General features: G+C 42.9%; 15 protein-coding genes and 1 pseudogene. 7 read left to right on the forward strand and 9 right to left on the reverse strand.

Annotation, left to right across the window (positions count from 1 at the left end; translation table 11 throughout):
- A partial coding sequence (locus CHB62_RS00005; RefSeq protein WP_141240394.1) for an IS30 family transposase occupies positions 1-309 on the forward strand: 309 nt, incomplete at its 5' end.
- A gap of 24 nt (positions 310-333) precedes the next feature.
- On the opposite strand, the pseudogene CHB62_RS00010 reads toward CHB62_RS00005, so the two are convergent.
- From CHB62_RS00010 to CHB62_RS00035, 6 genes and pseudogenes are all read right to left on the reverse strand, one after another.
- Positions 334-498 (reverse strand): annotated as a pseudogene (locus CHB62_RS00010) (Lrp/AsnC family transcriptional regulator); the annotation flags it as partial.
- 96 nt (positions 499-594) lie between these two features.
- A complete protein-coding gene (locus CHB62_RS00015; RefSeq protein WP_009012886.1) occupies positions 595-1071 on the reverse strand; it encodes an ExbD/TolR family protein in 477 nt (158 codons plus the stop codon).
- Complete coding sequence (locus CHB62_RS00020; protein ID WP_089365148.1) at positions 1068-1613, reverse strand: ExbD/TolR family protein; 546 nt, start codon at positions 1611-1613, stop codon at positions 1068-1070. The genes CHB62_RS00015 and CHB62_RS00020 overlap by 4 nt, the downstream gene beginning before the upstream one ends.
- Complete coding sequence (locus CHB62_RS00025; RefSeq protein ID WP_089365149.1) at positions 1610-2125, reverse strand: hypothetical protein; 516 nt, start codon at positions 2123-2125, stop codon at positions 1610-1612. The genes CHB62_RS00020 and CHB62_RS00025 overlap by 4 nt, the downstream gene beginning before the upstream one ends.
- Positions 2126-2318: 193 nt before the next feature.
- Positions 2319-3143: a MotA/TolQ/ExbB proton channel family protein gene (locus CHB62_RS00030; protein ID WP_089365150.1), complete on the reverse strand. Its 825-nt coding sequence runs from the start codon at positions 3141-3143 to the stop codon at positions 2319-2321.
- A 375-nt stretch (positions 3144-3518) separates the two neighbouring features.
- A complete protein-coding gene (locus CHB62_RS00035) occupies positions 3519-4334 on the reverse strand; it encodes a hypothetical protein (protein WP_089365151.1) in 816 nt (271 codons plus the stop codon).
- A 140-nt stretch (positions 4335-4474) separates the two neighbouring features.
- On the opposite strand from CHB62_RS00035, the gene CHB62_RS00040 reads away from it, so the two are divergent.
- The 4 genes from CHB62_RS00040 to CHB62_RS14775 all read left to right on the forward strand — a co-directional run bounded on the left by CHB62_RS00040 (position 4475) and on the right by CHB62_RS14775 (position 8069).
- Positions 4475-6253 carry a biotin/lipoyl-binding protein gene (locus tag CHB62_RS00040; protein ID WP_089365152.1) on the forward strand — a complete coding sequence of 593 codons (1779 nt, stop codon included), beginning with the start codon at positions 4475-4477 and terminating at the stop codon, positions 6251-6253.
- An 89-nt stretch (positions 6254-6342) separates the two neighbouring features.
- Complete coding sequence (locus CHB62_RS00045; RefSeq protein ID WP_089365153.1) at positions 6343-6876, forward strand: HD domain-containing protein; 534 nt, start codon at positions 6343-6345, stop codon at positions 6874-6876.
- 135 nt (positions 6877-7011) lie between these two features.
- On the forward strand, positions 7012-7902 hold the full coding sequence (locus tag CHB62_RS00050) for an RluA family pseudouridine synthase (RefSeq protein WP_089365154.1): 891 nt from the start codon (positions 7012-7014) through the stop codon (positions 7900-7902).
- 11 nt (positions 7903-7913) lie between these two features.
- Positions 7914-8069: a hypothetical protein gene (locus CHB62_RS14775; RefSeq protein ID WP_009012894.1), complete on the forward strand. Its 156-nt coding sequence runs from the start codon at positions 7914-7916 to the stop codon at positions 8067-8069.
- A 337-nt stretch (positions 8070-8406) separates the two neighbouring features.
- Here the strand turns inward: CHB62_RS14775 and CHB62_RS00055 are convergent, their stop codons facing one another.
- From CHB62_RS00055 to CHB62_RS00065, 3 genes are all read right to left on the reverse strand, one after another.
- Positions 8407-11466, reverse strand: coding sequence for a glycoside hydrolase family 2 TIM barrel-domain containing protein (locus CHB62_RS00055; protein ID WP_089365155.1), 3060 nt, complete (start codon positions 11464-11466; stop codon positions 8407-8409).
- A gap of 73 nt (positions 11467-11539) precedes the next feature.
- A complete protein-coding gene (locus tag CHB62_RS00060) occupies positions 11540-12517 on the reverse strand; it encodes a FecR family protein (RefSeq protein WP_089365156.1) in 978 nt (325 codons plus the stop codon).
- A 308-nt stretch (positions 12518-12825) separates the two neighbouring features.
- A complete protein-coding gene (locus CHB62_RS00065; RefSeq protein WP_089365157.1) occupies positions 12826-13350 on the reverse strand; it encodes an RNA polymerase sigma-70 factor in 525 nt (174 codons plus the stop codon).
- Positions 13351-13607: 257 nt separating this feature from the next.
- Here CHB62_RS00065 and CHB62_RS00070 point away from each other — a divergent pair, with 257 nt between their 5' ends.
- Together CHB62_RS00070 and CHB62_RS00075 are read left to right on the forward strand one after the other, a co-directional pair.
- Positions 13608-16946, forward strand: coding sequence for a SusC/RagA family TonB-linked outer membrane protein (locus tag CHB62_RS00070; protein ID WP_089365158.1), 3339 nt, complete (start codon positions 13608-13610; stop codon positions 16944-16946).
- Positions 16947-16950: 4 nt separating this feature from the next.
- Positions 16951-18483 (forward strand): RagB/SusD family nutrient uptake outer membrane protein, encoded by a 1533-nt coding sequence (locus CHB62_RS00075; RefSeq protein WP_089365159.1) that lies wholly within the window; start codon positions 16951-16953, stop codon positions 18481-18483.
- The last annotated feature ends 123 nt before the right edge of the window (positions 18484-18606 follow it).

Genomic DNA, 18606 nt, shown 5'->3' on the forward strand with positions numbered 1-18606 from the left:
TTACTGTCTCCATTCAAAGAGCATATCAAGTCTATTACAACTGACAATGGTACAGAATTCGCTTGTCATGAAATGATAGCCAAAAGCCTTGGTGTTACCATATATTTTGCTGACCCATACGCTTCATGGCAGAAAGGCGCTATAGAAAATGCTAACGGACTAATTAGGCAATACGTGCCAAAAAAAGAAACCTTTGAGCATATCAGCCAGCAACAAATAACTAAGTATTCAAAGAAAATTAACATGAGACCAAGAAAGAAATTAGATTTTAAAACACCACAGGACTGCTTTTACGAACTAATTAAGTAAATTTGCACTTGCTTGTTGAATTCACGAACCCTTTATAACACCAAGGTTTGTTAACTTCTGAATACGCTGATGAATGGCTGCACCGCTGACATTACACGCACGTGCAACCTCAAGGAAAGGAATTCGTGCATCCTCAGAGATGAGGTGCAGAATCTTTTTATCAAGACGATCTAAACTTCTATGTGCCATTTATTATTCTATTGTTTTTGCTTACAAAGGTATGAAAAAACTTTGAATTATCAAAATAGCGAGTTCCTTTTCTACAACAAATTACAACTTTCTACCTTATTTCTGTTTGTTATTTCTACTCATGGTAGCCGAAAAGTTGACATTCAATACGTTAGCTTCTCTTAGCGCTTGTTTGATGTCCATGATCGTACCCATGTCTGCATGGCGGTCTGCCTTAATACTGACACTAAGCTGCTTACGCTGTTCTGGGGGTAAGGCAGCGGAGAGTTGGATAAGATACCGTTTAATCTCTGGGACGGTTGTGATGTTGTTATTGAGCTGTACAACCATCTCGTTGCCCTCTACCTTACCAAGGTTGTTGATGGGTCGACCGACATAAATGTATTGTATGTTCGACTTGTTATATAAGCGTGAAAGCTCGGTAGCCATTGGGACTTGATACTTCACGTGTACAGTTGCCTTCCTCATGTGTACGACTAACATAAAGAAGAATAGGATGGAGAAGATGAGGTCGGGGAGAGAAGCCGTGTTTAATGCTGGAATCTCATGATTTCTACTGCGATAGAACTTCATTTTGTATCTCCTTTCTTTACGTCGTTATTGTTAGAAGCCACATATACCTCCGTAATTCGAATGGGTACTTCGTCAGCAATCTGTGTTTGTTGCTCATTACTACACAGGTCGAACTCCTTACCAAAGAGGTTCATTGACTTTTGGTTACGGATAGTGTTATAAGCCGCTACTAACTGATTTTGTACGTGGAGATAAGTATCGTATGAGGCGTTGCGGTCGCTTTGTAATTGGATAAGGTGGCCCTTACCAGCCGACTCAACAAGCTGCATCGTACGCTGCTTAATCTCATTCATCGAGGCAGGTTTACCATCAAGTGTCACTTGATTCTCGGCATTGATAACGATACGTATGACCCGCTTGCTGTCTACTGCAGCTGGTGGAGTCTTCGTCTTGTCGATAGCAGCCAGTCTACGTGACACCCCTTTGTCGAGGTCCATAGAGGAGGCAACGAGAAAGAGAATCAACAGCATAAACGAAATGTCAGCTGTTGATGTGGTGTTTAAGCCAGGAACTTTCCTCCGTTCTTTCTTTCGAAACATCATTTCATACGTTCCTTTCTGTAATAACGAGTAGCCCCAAAGACGACAACTCCTGCTGCAAGGACAAGAAGAAGGAGTGAGCTGTTGACAAACATATCAGTCATTCGAAGCCAAAAGCCGTCTGTGAAGTTCTGTCCATTGACTATCATCGCTTGCGTTGAGCCAAAGATAAAAGTCAAGACGAGGATGAGAGCGGTCACACCGTATGTCGTATAAGTAATCTTTCGTGCAGGAATACCATTCGTAACTCCTTCACTTCGGTTAGCTCGTTGTATGCCACGGACTACAGCAAAGACGGAGGCTAACGTGGTGAGAGCGAGTAATCCCCACATAAAACCAAGTAATACGTCGGTAAGCATAGGTGCATTGAAAGCCGTGTTATCGGCAAAAGGCATGTCATATCCAATGAGATAGAACGCTAAAAAGACGATGACTGACAAGGCTACTATGACATAGAGGATGCGTTGTGATATGCGTTCCTCGTCCATCTTTGCTATTCCTTTATTTTTCTTCATATTACTCTATGTTGTACATAACGAATAATTAGGATATTCATGTTTCTATTCGCCCAACTTAAATAAGTTCTCGGAGACGTTCTGATGTCCTTTTCTCTCTTTCTGATGGAAGTCAGATACATCGATAATCATACAGAGGACGAGTTGAGGAGAACGCTCTTGAGTGATAGCGAGTTACATGAATAATAAATTATCAATTACGTTTCAATTTATATTTCATTATCGAATCTAATAATGAAATGGCTGATTCCTCCATCTGAGCTGTGATATGTTCAATCTTAGAGAGGATGTAATTGTAGAATACTTGTAGTACAAGGGCAACGATGATACCGAAGATAGTCGTAATCAAAGCCACCTTCATACCTGCTGCTACAATTGTAGGACTAATGTCGCCAGCCTCTTGAATCTGGTCGAAAGCCATGACCATACCGATAACTGTTCCAAGGAATCCAAGTGAAGGAGCCATTGCGATGAAGAGTGTAATCCATGAACAACCCTTTTCAAGGTTGGCACTTTGAACACTACCGTAGGAGGTCACGCTGCGTTCGATGTTCTCTATAGAATCGTCGATACGGAGTAGTCCCTGATAACAGATGGAGGCCACCGGACCACGTGTGTCTCGGCTCAATTCCTTGGCTTGCTCAATCTCGCCTGCATCAATCATATCTTCGAGTTTTCCAACAAATCGTTTGGCATCTATCTCAGAAAGACTAAGGTAGATGATGCGCTCTATACAGAACGCTAAACCCAGTACTAATGCTAATGCTACCAGCGACATAAAGCCCGCATTACCCTCGATAAACTTCCTTTTCAACGACTGATGGAAACCCGCATCCTTTGTTGCTGGGGTCTTTGCGGTCGTAGTGTCTGCCACACCTGTCTCATTCAAAACATCGTCAGAGAGCGTGTCAGCTGTAGCAGCCGTCGCTGTTTTTGTTGGTTCTTGAGCGATAACAATGGTCGAACAAGTGAATGCAAGAATTGTTATGAATGAAAACAACGCTATTAATTTCTTCATAATTGTATAACCTATAGTGGTTCTCCTTATTATAATAAAGGCATTGCTGCCCCTGTTTATGAGAGGTTCCAGCCTTGAAAAGAGGAGGTTGAATAGTCTCTCTGATTGTCTGCGCAAAGGTATATAAAATTGTAATAACAGCCAAATCTTTGTACTTGAAAAGACTCAAAACCGTTACTTCTAAGTGTTTCTGACGTTGGATAGCTTATTCGTCGAACTTTTTAAGGGAATAGGATATTAGTTTGTCATGTTAAGAAAGCGGTGATGAAGCTCAGAAGATGCCATCTATTTTAGTCATAACTATGGAAAACCTGTTTGTTATTGGTATTATGTAAGGACAAACAGGTTTTCATGTTACGCTAATGTCGTCAGTCGTTATTTCTTGTTATCAGACATAGTAGCGTTGTGTTCTTCGGCTTTTTGTGCCTCTTTATTAGCTTCTAATGCATTCTTTTTACGGTGATATTGCATGACTTTCTTGCCAAACAATGCCGCCATTGAGTCAGCTGAAAGATAGCGCATAGAGCCAGAGTCGAAGCCAACAGAGTCCTGTGGGATGCGGTGCCCCTGCTCATCAACAGTATCTTTATAGATGTATAGTCTGCCATTGAAGATATGCCAGCTTGTATAAACCGTCACCTTCGGGTATTCAACAGGGCTTTCATCTTCCAAGGAGTTGGCTTTCATGACATAACCCACGGGTGAAGCCTGGTTATAACTCTTCAGAGTAAAGCCATACTCACGTGGGATAAACAACGCAGCCTTCATGGAGTCGCTCATTCCTGCTAATATCTCCTCCTCCGTTTTGGTAGGGTTTGGCTTTAACTTAGGCAATACTTGGAATGTCCATGTACCTTTCATCTGTTCGAGATCAATCACCATTTCAGCCTCGAGAGGGTCTATGGGATTAGGAACAATTGCCAGAGCGTCACCAATCTGAGGTGAGCCATAAACCATGCCATTGCGCTTTGCCGTTACAATGTCAAACTTTATAGGGTCGCCTCCCTCGTTAGGTAAGAGAACAATCACTGAGTCAGAACAGCCATCACATGCCAATCCATAGCGTGTACTGTCTCCTTTCAATTGTACCTCGACGTCTATAGCACCATGATCGCCAGTCGATACTTGGTTATAACATGCCGTGAGAAAGAACAGTACAGAGCTTAAGAGAGGAAAAAACAATTTCTTCATGTATTTACTTTTAGACTGCAAAGATAGTCAATTATTGCAAAAAATATTAGTAGTCAGCCGTTTTTTGGAAATTTTTATCTAATTTTGCAAGTCAGATTGCAAGTGGTAATCTCTTCAATTAGGTAATTATTGAAACATATATGGGAAAGAAAATTGAGTTCAGTCTCATTTATCGAGACATGTGGCAGAGCTCTGGTAAGTTCCAGCCACGTAAGGATGAGTTAGTTCGTATCGCACCAGTCTTCGTTGAGATGGGCTGTTTTGCACGTGTAGAGACCAATGGTGGTGCATTTGAGCAGGTTAATCTTTTAGCTGGTGAGAACCCAAACGAGTCTGTACGTGCCTACACCAAGATTCTGCATGAAGCTGGTATCAAGACGCACATGCTTGACCGCGGTCTGAACGCATTGCGTATGTATCCTGTACCTGATGATGTTCGTGCGATGATGTATCGTGTAAAGCATGCTCAGGGGGTGGATATCACTCGTCTCTTCGATGGTCTGAACGACATTCGTAATATAGCTCCTGCATTGAAGTGGGCTAAGGAAGCAGGTATGACTCCACAGGGTACACTCTGTATCACTACCTCTCCTGTTCATACAATTGAGTACTACTGCAAGTTAGCCGACGAGGAGATTGCAGCTGGTGCAGAGGAGCTTTGTTTGAAGGATATGGCTGGTATTGGTCAGCCAGCATTCCTTGGTGAGTTGACACGTCGTATTAAGGAGAAGCATCCAGACGTTATTCTTGAGTATCATGGCCACTCTGGTCCAGGTTTGTCAATGGCTTCTATGCTTGAGGTAGCCAAGAATGGTATCGATATCCTTGATGTTGCTATTGAGCCACTGTCATGGGGTAAGGTACATCCAGACGTTATCTCTGTACAAAGCATGTTGAAGAACGCTGGTTTCGACGTACCAGAAATCAACATGGATGCCTACATGAAGGCTCGTGCTATGACTCAGGAGTTTATTGATGAGTGGTTAGGTTATTTCATCAATCCACAGAACAAGATCATGAGTTCACTGCTTCTTGAGTGTGGTCTACCTGGTGGTATGATGGGATCTATGATGGCCGACCTCGGTGGTATCCGTTCAACGATTAACAATCTACGTAAGAAGAAGGGCGAGCCAGAGCTTTCAGTAGATGATATGCTCGTTAAGTTATTCGATGAGGTAGCATACGTATGGCCACGTGTTGGTTATCCTCCATTGGTAACTCCATTCTCACAATACACTAAGAACATCGCTCTTATGAACCTCCTCACCCTTGAGCAGGGTAAGGGACGCTTCGTAATGATGGACGATTCTATGTGGGGTATGATTCTTGGAAAGAGTGGTCGTGTACCTGGTGAGATATGTCAAGAACTGAAGGACCTTGCTAAGCAGAAAGGTTTCGAGTTCACTGATGCTGACCCACACACACTTCTTCCTAACGCTCTCGACGACTTCCGCAAGGAAATGGACGAGAACGGATGGGATTACGGACAGGATGATGAGGAGCTCTTCGAGTTGGCTATGCACCCAGAGCAGTATCGTAACTACAAGAGCGGACAGGCTAAGAAGAACTTCTTGGCCGACCTTCAGGCTGCAAAGGATGCTAAACTCGGTGCAAAGGTAAGTCCTGAAGAGGCTGCAGCGTTCAAGCATGCTAAGGCAGACGCCATTGTCTCTCCTGTTAAGGGACAACTGTTCTGGGAGTTCCAGGGTGATGGTGAGGCTGCTCCAGCCATCGAACCATTCATTGGTAAGGAATATAAGGAAGGTGAAGCATTCTGTTATGTTCAGGCTCCATGGGGTGAGTTCGTAACTGTTCCTGCTGCCCTCGGTGGTAAGTTGGTTGAAATCAACGCTAAGCAAGGTGCTAAGGTCAATAAGGGCGACGTTATTGCCTACATCGAAAGAGAGCACGAAGCATAAAGAAACAATACCATAATGACTGAGCTACGGTTCTTCGTTCATGGCGGCACGAGCTGTCTGAGTGGGGAGGCGTAGCTTTTTTTTGTTGTATGGACTATCAAGCAATCATTCAGAAGTATTATCCAGAGGATAATGAGTTGCGTCATATCCTCCTTGTTCATAGTCGTTCTGTAGCAGATAAGGCACTTGCCATAGCTGACCGACACCCAGAACTCTCCCTCGATAAACAGTTTCTTGAGGAGGCTGCCATGCTACATGATATCGGTATCATCCGTTGTGATGCACCTGGTATACAGTGTTTTGGTAACGAACCTTACATCTGTCATGGGCGTATTGGAGCTGAAATGTTACGTACCGAGGGCTTCCCTCGTCATGCTCGTGTCTGTGAACGACATACGGGGGCGGGGATTACTCGCAGTCAGATTATAGCTCAACAGCTTCCTTTACCAGCCCAAGACTTCCTACCAGAAACGATGGAAGAGAAAGTTATCTGTTATGCTGATAAGTTCTTCTCAAAGACTCATCTTGATAAAGAAAAGACTGTTGAACAAGCTATTGCGAGTCTTTCTAAGTTTGGAGAAGAGGGAGTTGAACGCTTTCGAGAGTGGGTTAAGATGTTCTAAAACAGTACTTTAACGTCGCTCAGAGTCGTTCCATGCAGAGAAAACAGCTATTGTTTTATCTTTGCCCTACGCTTATTCAGCTGATTTAATATACGCATAATAGTTTTAATCATTATTTCTTTGTACTTTTGTAGTATGATAAGAAAGAATCCATATACAGAGGAGAAATATAATCATTATCGGGTGACAGAGTCGGCTCCGTTGCTTGAGTGGCTACTTGCTAATCTTAAGGAAAGTAAGAGTAAGGTGAAGGCTACACTACAGAATCGTGGTATTAAGGTGAATGGTAAGTGTATTACGCAGTTCGACCATCCGCTGAAAGTAGGCGACAAGATTTCTGTCAGTAAAAGTAAGAAGAACGATATCTTCCGCAGCCGCTACGTTAAAATCGTCTACGAAGACCGCTTCTTGGTTGTAATAGAGAAGAATATCGGTATTCTTTCGATGGCTGCTGGCCACTCTTCATTGAATGTGAAGACTGTTCTCGACGACTATTTCCATAAGACAAAACAGAAGTGTTCGGCGCATGTAGTCCATCGTCTCGACCGTGACACATCGGGACTGATGATCTATGCTAAGGATATTCAGACAGAGCAACTACTGGAACATGACTGGCATAATATTGTCTACGATCGTCGTTACGTTGCTGTAGTCAGTGGCGAGATGGAGCAGGATGAGGGAACGATAGCCAATTGGTTGAAGGATAATAAGTCGTATATCACTTATAGTTCACCAGTAGATAATGGGGGAAAGTATGCTGTGACACATTTCCATGTGCTCAATCGCACAGTCTCACACAGTCTTGTAGAGTATCGATTGGAGACTGGACGTAAGAATCAGATACGTGTTCATTCTGCCGATATGGGTCATCCTGTGTGTGGCGACGTTAAGTATGGTAACGGAGACGACCCTCTTCATCGTCTTTGTCTACATGCCTACGTACTCTGTTTCTACCATCCTATCACCCATCAACGTATGGAGTTCGAGACACCAGTACCTGCTATGTTCAGACACTTGTTCAAATAAAGCATGCTTGAATGGAGAATTTACAGTATTTCATAGCCCTCCTTGCCGTATTAGTTATCGGTCTTATCCTTATTAAGAAGATAACTGGTTGCATCTTTCGCATCGTTATTACGCTTGCAATTCTTGCTTTTGCCTATTGGGCTTTGACTGGTTCACACGTCCTTTAGACGGTCAGTAATGATTTATTTACGTGAGAAGAAATATTTTTTCTCACGTAAATAATTATTTATTTTCATGAAAGTAAATCTTTTCTTTCATGAAAATAATTCCCTTGCCGAGCCCATTTAGGTTCGACATTTCTGTCTTTTATTAATATAATAAGGTGAGGTTGCTATGGAGTAAAGGACTACCTCCGTAGCTTGTTATGCCTTTTAGTGGTTGGTTTATAGGTAGTTATCTTTCTACTTAATACTTATTAAACGCAAAAAGCCCTGTTCCTTTTTGCCTTATAGATAGTAGGCAAAGGGGAACAGGGCTTAGTTTTTTAGTCTTATTATATGTTGGTTATTTAGTCATAGCAGGGTAGAGTACGAACTCAAAGCTTGTTGGCTTAACTGGTACACGATACTTCTCAGCAACACCAGGACCACATGTAGCAGTACCAACACCACTCTGGTTAGCATCTAAGTGTACGGTTAGCAGACCATCACGTGAGAGTTGGTTGATATGCGTTGCACGGTCGATAACACTGTCAGAGAATGGAGTCACAGAGAATTGGAATGGTGTCTTTGCGGCTACCATAAGGCGGTTACGTGTGTCAGAGAGCGACATCCAGCGCACATCAGTGCGATTACCCGTTGCTTGTGGCTTCACATAATAGTGGAACATAGCCTCAGCTGTCGTCTTGTAGTGCCCAATCAATCCAGCTTCCTTACGGTCGTTATAAGTCTCAATATCGCCACGACCATTGTATTCAACCTTGCCGAACGTGTCCTTTACACGGAAGGTAAGACCGATGCGAGCAAGCGACTTGACGGCAGCAGTGTCTGGTGTGAAGTCTACCTTCACGGCTAATGCACCGTTCTTCTGTGGTTGATAGGTGAAGACAGCCTTACCGATTATGTTGCCATTCTTGCCTATCACGTCAGTTTCAGCACGTGTTATGTCTTTACTTCTACTAATCTTTGTAACCTTCTGACTGATAGAGTCGATGCCATCCCTGTGCCAAACTCTTACGCCATATTGGTCGCGACCATCGTTATCGGTGGCTGGACGGTATAGACTTAGGCTCAATGGAGCATCGAGGAACTCTTGGTTGCCACTCTTTAATGAAGTCAACTCGCCCGTCTTCTCATCCACTTTGTAGGTCATGCGCTGCTTCTCACGTGGGAGGAAGGCGGTGCAGTCGTTTGCTTTCTTTAGTACAAACTGGTCGTAAGCCACTACGTCATTCTTCGTGATGATAAGTGCATCGCTGACAGGCTGCCATGCAAGGTTGAGATAGAGTTCCTTCTGTGTGCCAGTAGCAACAGATGGCAGCATGATTGTCGTTGACTCGTGTGGCGCACAGTCTACGTGTTGTGTACCCTTTGAAACGATATTACCGTTTTCGTCTACAACCTGCCAGTTAAGTTGATATTCATTTAGATTGGTGAAATCAAACCAGTTCTTAACCTTTATCGTAATCCCTTTCTCGGTTGAAACGAGCTTAGACTTGATGTTCTGATAGATTTTCTTTACCTCAGAGAGATGTGGGTGAGGGGTGCGGTCGGCAGCGATAAGACCATTAGTACAGAAATTGTCAAAGCTTGGTACGTCCTTTGGACCGTAGTCACCACCGTAGCTCCAGTACCAGTTGCCGTACTTATCTACCTCACGGAACGACTGGTCGACCCAGTCCCAAATACTTCCACCCTGTAAGATAGGCTCCGACTCGATCAAGTCCCAGTAGTCCTTCATACCTCCACAGCTGTTACCCATAGCGTGAAGATACTCGCACATGATGTAAGGACGTGTTATATCGGTTCGTTTTGCGTATGCTTTCATGTGGTCGAGGGATTGATACATAGGACAATAGATGTCTGTATTGAAATTCTCCTCAGCTCGCTCATACTGAATAAGACGTGTCTTATCAGCATTCTTCAGCCAGCGGTAGGTGTTTTCAAAGTTCACTCCGTTGCCAGCCTCATTACCCAATGACCAGATGATGATACTTGGATGATTCTTAGAACGCTCATACATGCGACGCGTTCTGTCCATGTGAGCCTTCAACCAAGTACTGTCTTTTGCCAAAGACTCCTTACCATAGCCCATTCCATGAGACTCGATATTAGCCTCATCGATGACATACAAGCCATATTTATCACATAGTTGGTACCAATAAGCATCGTTAGGATAGTGCGAACAACGCACGAGGTTGATGTTATTCTGCTTCATCAAGCGGATGTCCTGTTCCATGAGTTCCTTGCTCACGGTGCGTCCCAACTGTGAATGTTCATGTCTGTTAGCACCCTTCACGAGGATAGGTGTACCGTTCACGCACAGTTGTTTGTTCTTAATCTCAATCGTTCTGAAGCCCACCTTACTTCCAGTTTGCTCGGTGATATTGCCGTTCTTGTCTTTTAATGTAATAAGTAAGGTGTAGAGGTTAGGGTGTTCAGCACTCCAAGCAGCAACGTTCTGAACTGTTTTTGGGGTGAAATCCACCATTTCATCGTTGTTCTTGCCATTGACAGCCATGTCTTCTGAGAGTACAGTATTGCCTTTTTCATCAGTCAGAACATAGCTTATAGTACCATTGCCAGCCCCCTTAATATTAGTAGAAAGGCTGAAATTACCCTTGAATGAGCCGTTGTCCTGCTTGTCAACACCTGCTGCTACGTTGTAATCGGCAATATACTGGGTTGGAGTAGCATAGAGATAGACATCCTGTTCGATACCACTTATGCGCCAATAGTCCTGACATTCGAGGTAAGAACCTGCTGCCCAACGATAGACCTCCATAGCAATAGTGTTCTCGCCATCGTGTAGATACTTTGTAATATCCCATTCTGACGGCATCTTCGCACCCATGTTATAACCAACGTATGTGCCGTTAATCCACAGATAGAAGAACGACTTAACTCCCTCACAACAAAGGACTATGCGGCGACCCTTCCATGTTGAAGGGATAGTAAACGTACGTCGGTAGGAGCCAACTTCGTTTTGTGCGTATGGAACGAGGGGAGGGTTCTTCTTAAACTGAAAGAGTTTATCATCAAATTCGTAGGTTTCATTGACATAGATAGGCAGCCCATAGCCCTGACGCTCCCAGTTTCCTGGTACGTTAATGTCGTTCCAACCCTGCACGGCAAAGTCGTTTTGGAAGAAATCCTTTGGTCTTTTATCTGGATTCTTGGTCCAATGAAATTTCCATTTGCCGTTGAGTGTCATGTAATAAGCCGACTGCTCATATCCACCTGGTTGTTGTAACTTTTCAACAGAACTGTATGGTAGGACGTAGGCATGCGGTTCCACCTTATTTAAACCTGTTGTGTACTGACTCTGCCACTCTGGGTAAGTGGTCTGTGCAGACATGCACAGTGGAGTAAACGCTCCAATGAGGAGTGCATAAAGTTTGTTCATGTTTATGTTAGGAATGTGTTTGTTTTCTGTTGATTTAGTCGAGTCCCAGCAAAGAGACCACTCTCTAAATACCCTATTTAGAGAGTGTTATCTCCTTGTCGTGGATGGTGTAATGGAAAGAAATGGTATAAGAAAGTCCGTCTAAGACGTTTTCTATATCCTTATTCCTCTTGATCACACCTGTATAAGTCTTTTTGTGGTCTAACTTAGAGTCTATGGTTATCTTGTAGTCATAGAGCTGCTCGAGGATACGAGCAATCTCTTTGAGTTGCATGTTATTGAACGGTATCATGTTATCACGCCATACTGCGTCAGCAAGGGCGTAGCTGTCTTCTTTCGTAATAGTCTTAGAGTCTTTGCTAATCGTAGCTTTTTGGTTAGGGTGAAGGATAACTTTTCCCTCGCCATTATGCCCAGTCACCTCAAGTTTACCTTCTATCAAGCTGATAACATCTTTACCTTTAGCCCCTTGGTCTTTGAAGTTGAAGGTTGTTCCTAACACCTTTGCAGACGAAGCCTCACTGCTAACAATAAATGGTTTTGCGGCATTCTTTGTGACATGGAACAACGCTTCGCCTTTCAAGTTCACCTTTCTTTCATTGCCTTCAAAGCTCTCTGCGTAGCTAATGGTAGCCCCTTTGTTGAGCCATACAATTGAACTATCAGGTAAGACAACCTTCTTTACCTCGTTCAAAGCAGCGACAGTGATTGTTTCGGTGGACTGACGAAGATAGGCAAAAAGTCCTCCTCCAATCAAGAGAACTGCTACTATCATCGCTGCAGCATAACGGAAGAAATGTAATCTATTGTTTTTTATTGTATGTTCTTCGTGTTTATCAATCTGAGCAAATAATCTGTTCTCAGCCTCTTCGACCTTCTGTGGGGTGGCAACAGAGCTATTCCTTCCTAAATGGAATGCCAACTCCATCTCGAAGAGTTCCTTTTGATTCTCCTCCGAGTCTGCCAACCACTGGGCTAACTGCTCCATCTCTTTGGCCGTTGCCTTGCCAATAAGATAGTCTTTGATAGTTTTATTGTTTATTTTATTCATTCTTCTTCTCTTTCAACTAAGGCTTGTTGCCTTTAAAACTTTGGTCGGTAGTTTTCCAACCAGTCATTGTTATAACAACCTAAAAGCCCTTTTTACGTAATAGTAAATAATAAAAAATGTTATAGATGTTACTGTTTTGTAAGTTTGAGTACGTGTTTATCATAGCGTTCCCATTGTTAATGTGGATTTCTTTTCATGATGAAAAATATTTTTCTTCACGACAGAAAATATTTTTCTTCACGACAAAAAATATTTTTTTTCATGAAAATAATTTCAGCAAGAAGATGTTCTCTCCTACGATAAAGACTTTATGAATGACGTTTCAGCCTTGCTCTTAGCGTTTTCACAGCCTTGTAAAGGTGCACTTCAACCGTTCGGATTGAGATACCTAACTGTTCTGCAATCTCCTTATTCTTCTTGTCATGCTGATAACTCAGTATGAAGACCTCACGACATTTGGCTGGTAGTTCTCCGATAGCATCATTGATTTGCTTCCTTGTCTCCAATCCCTCGATATAATTCATCACGTCGTTTGTTTCAGGGTTATAGTAGTCTAACTTGAACTGGGTAACCTTCTTTACGCTATCAGCATGATTATTGACAACGGTACGATGCTTAATGACGTTAAGGGCCTTGGTATAGACGATACGATATAAGAAGGCTTTAATATGGCTTTCATCGTCAATATCCTCCTTGCGCTTCCATAGTTCCATAAAGGCTTCTTGTACGATATCTTCTGCCTCATCGTCTTGTATAAGACGAGTAGCATAGAAGGAGAGCGAAGGATATAGTGCTCTAAATATCTGGCGAAACCTTTGTTCTGGTAATGTCATTGTTTATTCTTTAACCCTACTTTGTCTGTTTTAGTCCTGTCAACAGTTACCTCTTTGCGATAGTCATAGCAGGAGAATTTTAATAATTATGAACAAAGATACACTATTTATGCTTGTTAAGACGAATGAAGGGGTTAATTTATGTGAAATGGGAGTATGTCAACCTTATTAAATAAAGATAATTGACTATCTTTGTGTATGTAAACTTGATGTTTTGTTAGTGTAATGTAATATTAATACTATTTGAACTGATTTACATGGTGATAGTTAGTCGTCTGAAAGTATTACTTTCCCTCAGAGTGATTATGTGTGCCTTTCTCTTGTTGATAGGTGTACATAGTGGTTCTGCGCAGGTGTCACTAACAACAAACCAAACCAACTTAAAGACAGTTATTCAGCGTATAAAATCGAAGACAAAATATCGTTTCTTTTATGATGATGAACTGAAAAAGCATAAAGTTAATGCTGTTTCTATCAGTAATTTATCTATTGACTTTGTTTTAGACAGACTTTTTGAAGGTACAGGGATAACGTATAAAATAATTGATAACGTAATCTATCTAAAGAAAGAAAAACGACCCGTTCAAAGTATAGAAACTAAAGAAAAGGGGACAACTGTACGTCAGCATGTAGAAAAACCATTTGTTGCTCCTACAATATACACTTACTATGGTCAGATACAAGACATTTCAGGAAACCCACTCATCGGTGCTACTGTAATGATAAAAGGCAGTTCTAAGGTGAGTACGGTATCTGATTTAGAAGGTAAGTTTGTACTTAAAACAGAACGTCCAAGTCCTGTGTTGATGATTTCTTGCATAGGTTTTGAAACGATAGAGAAGCGTGCTGAGAGTCGAGAAAACCAACTCTTTGTCTTAAAGGAGAGCCTTTATGAGTTAGACAATATCTTTGTGACTGCCTTGGGTATAAGCCGTTCTCGCCCTGCGCTGAACTACAATGTCAAGCAGATGGACGGTGAAGACCTTAATAAAGTGAAGACAGCTAACTTTGTTAATGCCTTAGCAGGAAGGGTCGCCGGTGTGTTTGTTAACGAGTCAGCAGCAGGAATGGGTGGTGCGGCAAGGGTTGTCATGCGTGGTCCAAAGTCTTTGGCACAGAGCAACCAGCCCCTTTATGTAGTCGATGGTATTCCCATTAACAATCGAAGTAATGACGATATAAAGAGTGGTATCTACTCTTTACAGCCCAGTTCAGAAGGTATATCGGACATCAATCCAGATGATGTAGAGAGTGTGTCCGTACTTAGCGGTGCAGCTGCAGCGGCTCTTTATGGGTCGGCAGCAGCGCAAGGAGCAGTGATGATAAAGACAAAGTCGGGTAGAGTAGGGAAGACCTCTGTAGAGCTTTCTACAAGTACTCAGTTCCTTTCGCCCTTTGTCTTACCCGCATTTCAGAATGAGTATGGCAACAGAAGTAATGAGATGAAGTCATGGGGGACGAAGCGTCTTTCACAAAAGGAGGATTACACACCTAACGATTTCTTCCGAACTGGATTAAACCAAACCCATAATGTTGCTCTGACAGCAGGTACTGAGCGTAATCAAGTGTATCTGTCATTGGGCTCGACCACCGTACATGGCATTATACCGAACAATGATTTCCACCGGTATAACTTCTCGTTTAAGAACGTGTTTTCAACCTTCCATGATAAGTTAAGGCTTACCTTCTCTTTTAAGTACATCAAAGAGAATGATAAGAACATGTTGGCTCAAGGACAGTATTTCAACCCTCTCACCTCGGTTTACCTCTTTCCACGTGGTGAAAGCTTTGATGCTGTGAAATCATTTGAGGTGTTTGATGTTGCACGTAATGTCTATCTGCAGAATTGGAGCTATGGAGATGACCTAAAGATGCAGAACCCCTATTGGGTTGCCAATCGTATGGTGAAGACGACAAAGCGTAATCGTTACCTCACAGACCTTAGCTTAAAGTATGATGTAACAAGGGCTTTCTCACTTGAAGGAAGACTCCGTTGGGATGAAGCTATCAATAAGTTAGAAGACAAGCGATATGCTTCAACACTTGATATCTTCACCCATTCGCCCTACGGATATTATAGTTATAGTAGGGCGAACGACCGTTCTATCTATGTAGACATCATGGCTAATATCTCAAAACAATGGACTGACCTGTCGTTTATAGCCAATATTGGTAGTGCTTTCACCCATACATCCTATGATATAACAGGTTTTCAGGGAGGATTGAAACCACCATCAAACCTCTTCACACCCAATGCCATTGATTATAGTAGAGTGTCGGGCGACAACCGTCCTATCTTCGATTTGACTCGACACGCAATCCATTCCGTACTCGGCAGTGTAGAGTTAGGATGGCAGGAGAAAGTCTATCTGACTGTGACGGGACGTAATGACTGGGACTCATCACTAAGTAATACAGCACAACAATCCTTCTTCTATCCCTCAGTGGGTATGTCGGCTATCCTCTCAAAGATGCTGAAACTCCCTGCGTTCGTTGATTTCTTGAAATTCAGAACATCGTGGGCTTCAGTTGGTTCAGCCATCTCACCTAATATATCTTCAGCTTGGCGATATGAGTATATACCCTCAACAGGTACGTATCATACAGTCACCTATAAGTTTCCAGACAATTTCTATCCAGAGCGTACGAACTCCTTAGAGGCGGGTGTGACCGCAACCCTGTTTAAAGAAGCACTGTCTGTGAAGTTTACGCTTTATCAGTCAAATACGAAGAACCAGACCTTCTTACGGCAAATTACACTTGGTGGAGCTTATAATCGTGAGTATATACAGGCAGGAAATGTTCGAAACAGAGGGCTTGAACTTACTGTTGGTTATAATAAGAAATGGACTGATAGTCGCTGGTCTGTGAACATGAGTTACAGTATGAACCATAACCGGATAGTCAGACTACTTGATAATCCAAACGAGACACTGCGACAAGGAGGGCTAAACGGATGTGAAGTTATCTTGACACAAGGTGGGACAATGGGCGATCTCTATACATTTACTGGTTTTAAGCGCAATCAGCAAGGTGACATCCAAGTGAATGCTGACGGACAGGTGATGCAGATAGAGCTACCTACACCACGTTTAGTAGGCTCTGTCTTACCGAAAGCTCACCTTGGACTGAACAATACTTTCTCATGGAAAGGCTTAGAGTGTAGGCTGTTGATAACAGCCCGCTTGGGAGGAGTCTGCGTCTCACAGACACAAGCCTTTATGGATTCGTATGGCGTATCACAGAAGACTGCTACGCAAAGAGATAACGGTGGTGTAGTTGTTGGCAGTCAGTATGTTCCGACAGAAAGGTATTATACTGTCGTGGGAGGTGAGACGCCTATTTGGGATGAGTATGTTTATGATGCTTCTAATGCCCGAATAAAGGAAGTCTACCTTAGTTACACCTTCGACAAACTGATACGTGGAGCAAAGCTGTCAGTGGCATTGACGGCCCGAAACCTTCTGATGTTGTATTGTAAAGCACCTTTCGATCCAGAGGCAACTCCCTCTACGGATATTTATTATCAAGGCTTCGATTATTTCATGCAGCCAAGTCAACGATCATTGGGATTTAGTATCAACGTTAAACTCTAAGGTTATGATGGTTAGTAGAAAGTTATTTCTCTTCTTCTTATGTTTACCAGCAATCTTCTCTTCATGTACGGGACGTTTTGTTGATATCAACCGTCCAGGTAGTAAACTGTCGCCAGATGAGTTAAAGCGGGACAACTATGCCGTTGGTTCCTTCCTTATTCAGATGCAAGGAGTTGCTTTTCCAGAGCAGGAGAATGCCTATCAGACGATGATAGACTTTGTGGGTAATTATTTGGGACGATACACAACCTACACGAAGGAATTGCCGAAGAATCATACACTCTTTAATGCAAGTAATGCGTGGTGTGCGTGGCCTGCCTCTTACGCTCCACCTATTGTATCAGCCTTTAACGAGGTTGTTAAACTGAATGGTAAGGAGAATATTTCATACGCATGGGCTTTGATACTTCGTGCACAAGCTTTCCTGCGGTTTACAGATATCTACGGACCCTTTCCGCTCAGTATGAATAATGGCAGTGACGAGGTCTATTCTTCTCAGCGTGACATCTATTTACAATTGATAAACGACCTGAATGAAGCGACTACTCTTATCGCTTCTGACACACATCTTGCGCAGGAACGAGAGACGTTGGCGTCCTACGACCTTGTCTATAAGGGTGATTTCAATCAATGGCGTAAGTTTGCTAATTCGCTCAAATTGCGTATTGCTGTGCGTATAAGTAATGTAGAGCCTGTTATGGCACGCTCTCTGGCCGAACAAGCGGTGAGGGATGGCGTCATAGAAGAGAATGAAGACAACTGTACGATAAGTTATCATAAGTCGGGTTTATGGACTACTGCTGTCTCGTGGGGCGATAGTCGTATCTGTGCTGACATTGAGAGCTATATGACAGGATACAAAGATCCACGCATGAGTAAGTATTTCTTACAGCCAATCTCTACTGGTGTACGTAGATTTATAGGCTGTCGTGCGGGTGCTCCGATAGGGAGTAATGTTGTTGCGAAGCGACTTTACTCCACTGTTAATGTGTCGCAAACAACACCAGGGATATGGCTCACCGCCTCTGAAATGGCTTTTTGCAAGGCCGAGGGAGTCTTGCGAGGATGGAATATGGGCGGAGGTACGGCCAAAGAATATTATGAAGAAGGTATCAGACGTTCGTTTAGTCAATGGGATGCAGATGGAGTTGCAACCTATCTAATGGATAATACGTCAACAGAAGCTAATTATATTGATGCTATAGGGGGCTATGGTGGAGATGCTGTGAAGGTCTCTACGATAACAATAAAATGGGATGATAATGCAACTATGGCTGAGAAGATGGAGCGACTGATAACTCAGAAATGGATAGCACTATACCCCAATGGACAAGAGGCATGGAACGAGATTCGTCGTACGGGTTATCCTCATATATTTGCTATACCCCAGACTACAAACGGCTATACGCTCTTGACGCCCAATAGAATACCCTTCGATAAGAATCAACAAATCTATAATCGACAAAACTATACCAAGGCTGTGGAGCTCTTAGGTGGTCCTGATGATTATGCAACACGCATGTGGTGGCAGAGATAGCACCTTATAGTAGGTTAGGCAATGCCCCCCATGATACTATTCAACTGGTTCTTATAGTGGAGTGGTGCCTTAGTACTTGGGATACGGAGGATTGACACACAAGGTGTAGAGGCTTATCTCGCA

The sequence above is a fragment of the Prevotella jejuni genome (assembly GCF_900187995.1).
In the GTDB taxonomy this organism is placed as follows: Bacteria; Bacteroidota; Bacteroidia; order Bacteroidales; family Bacteroidaceae; genus Prevotella; species Prevotella jejuni.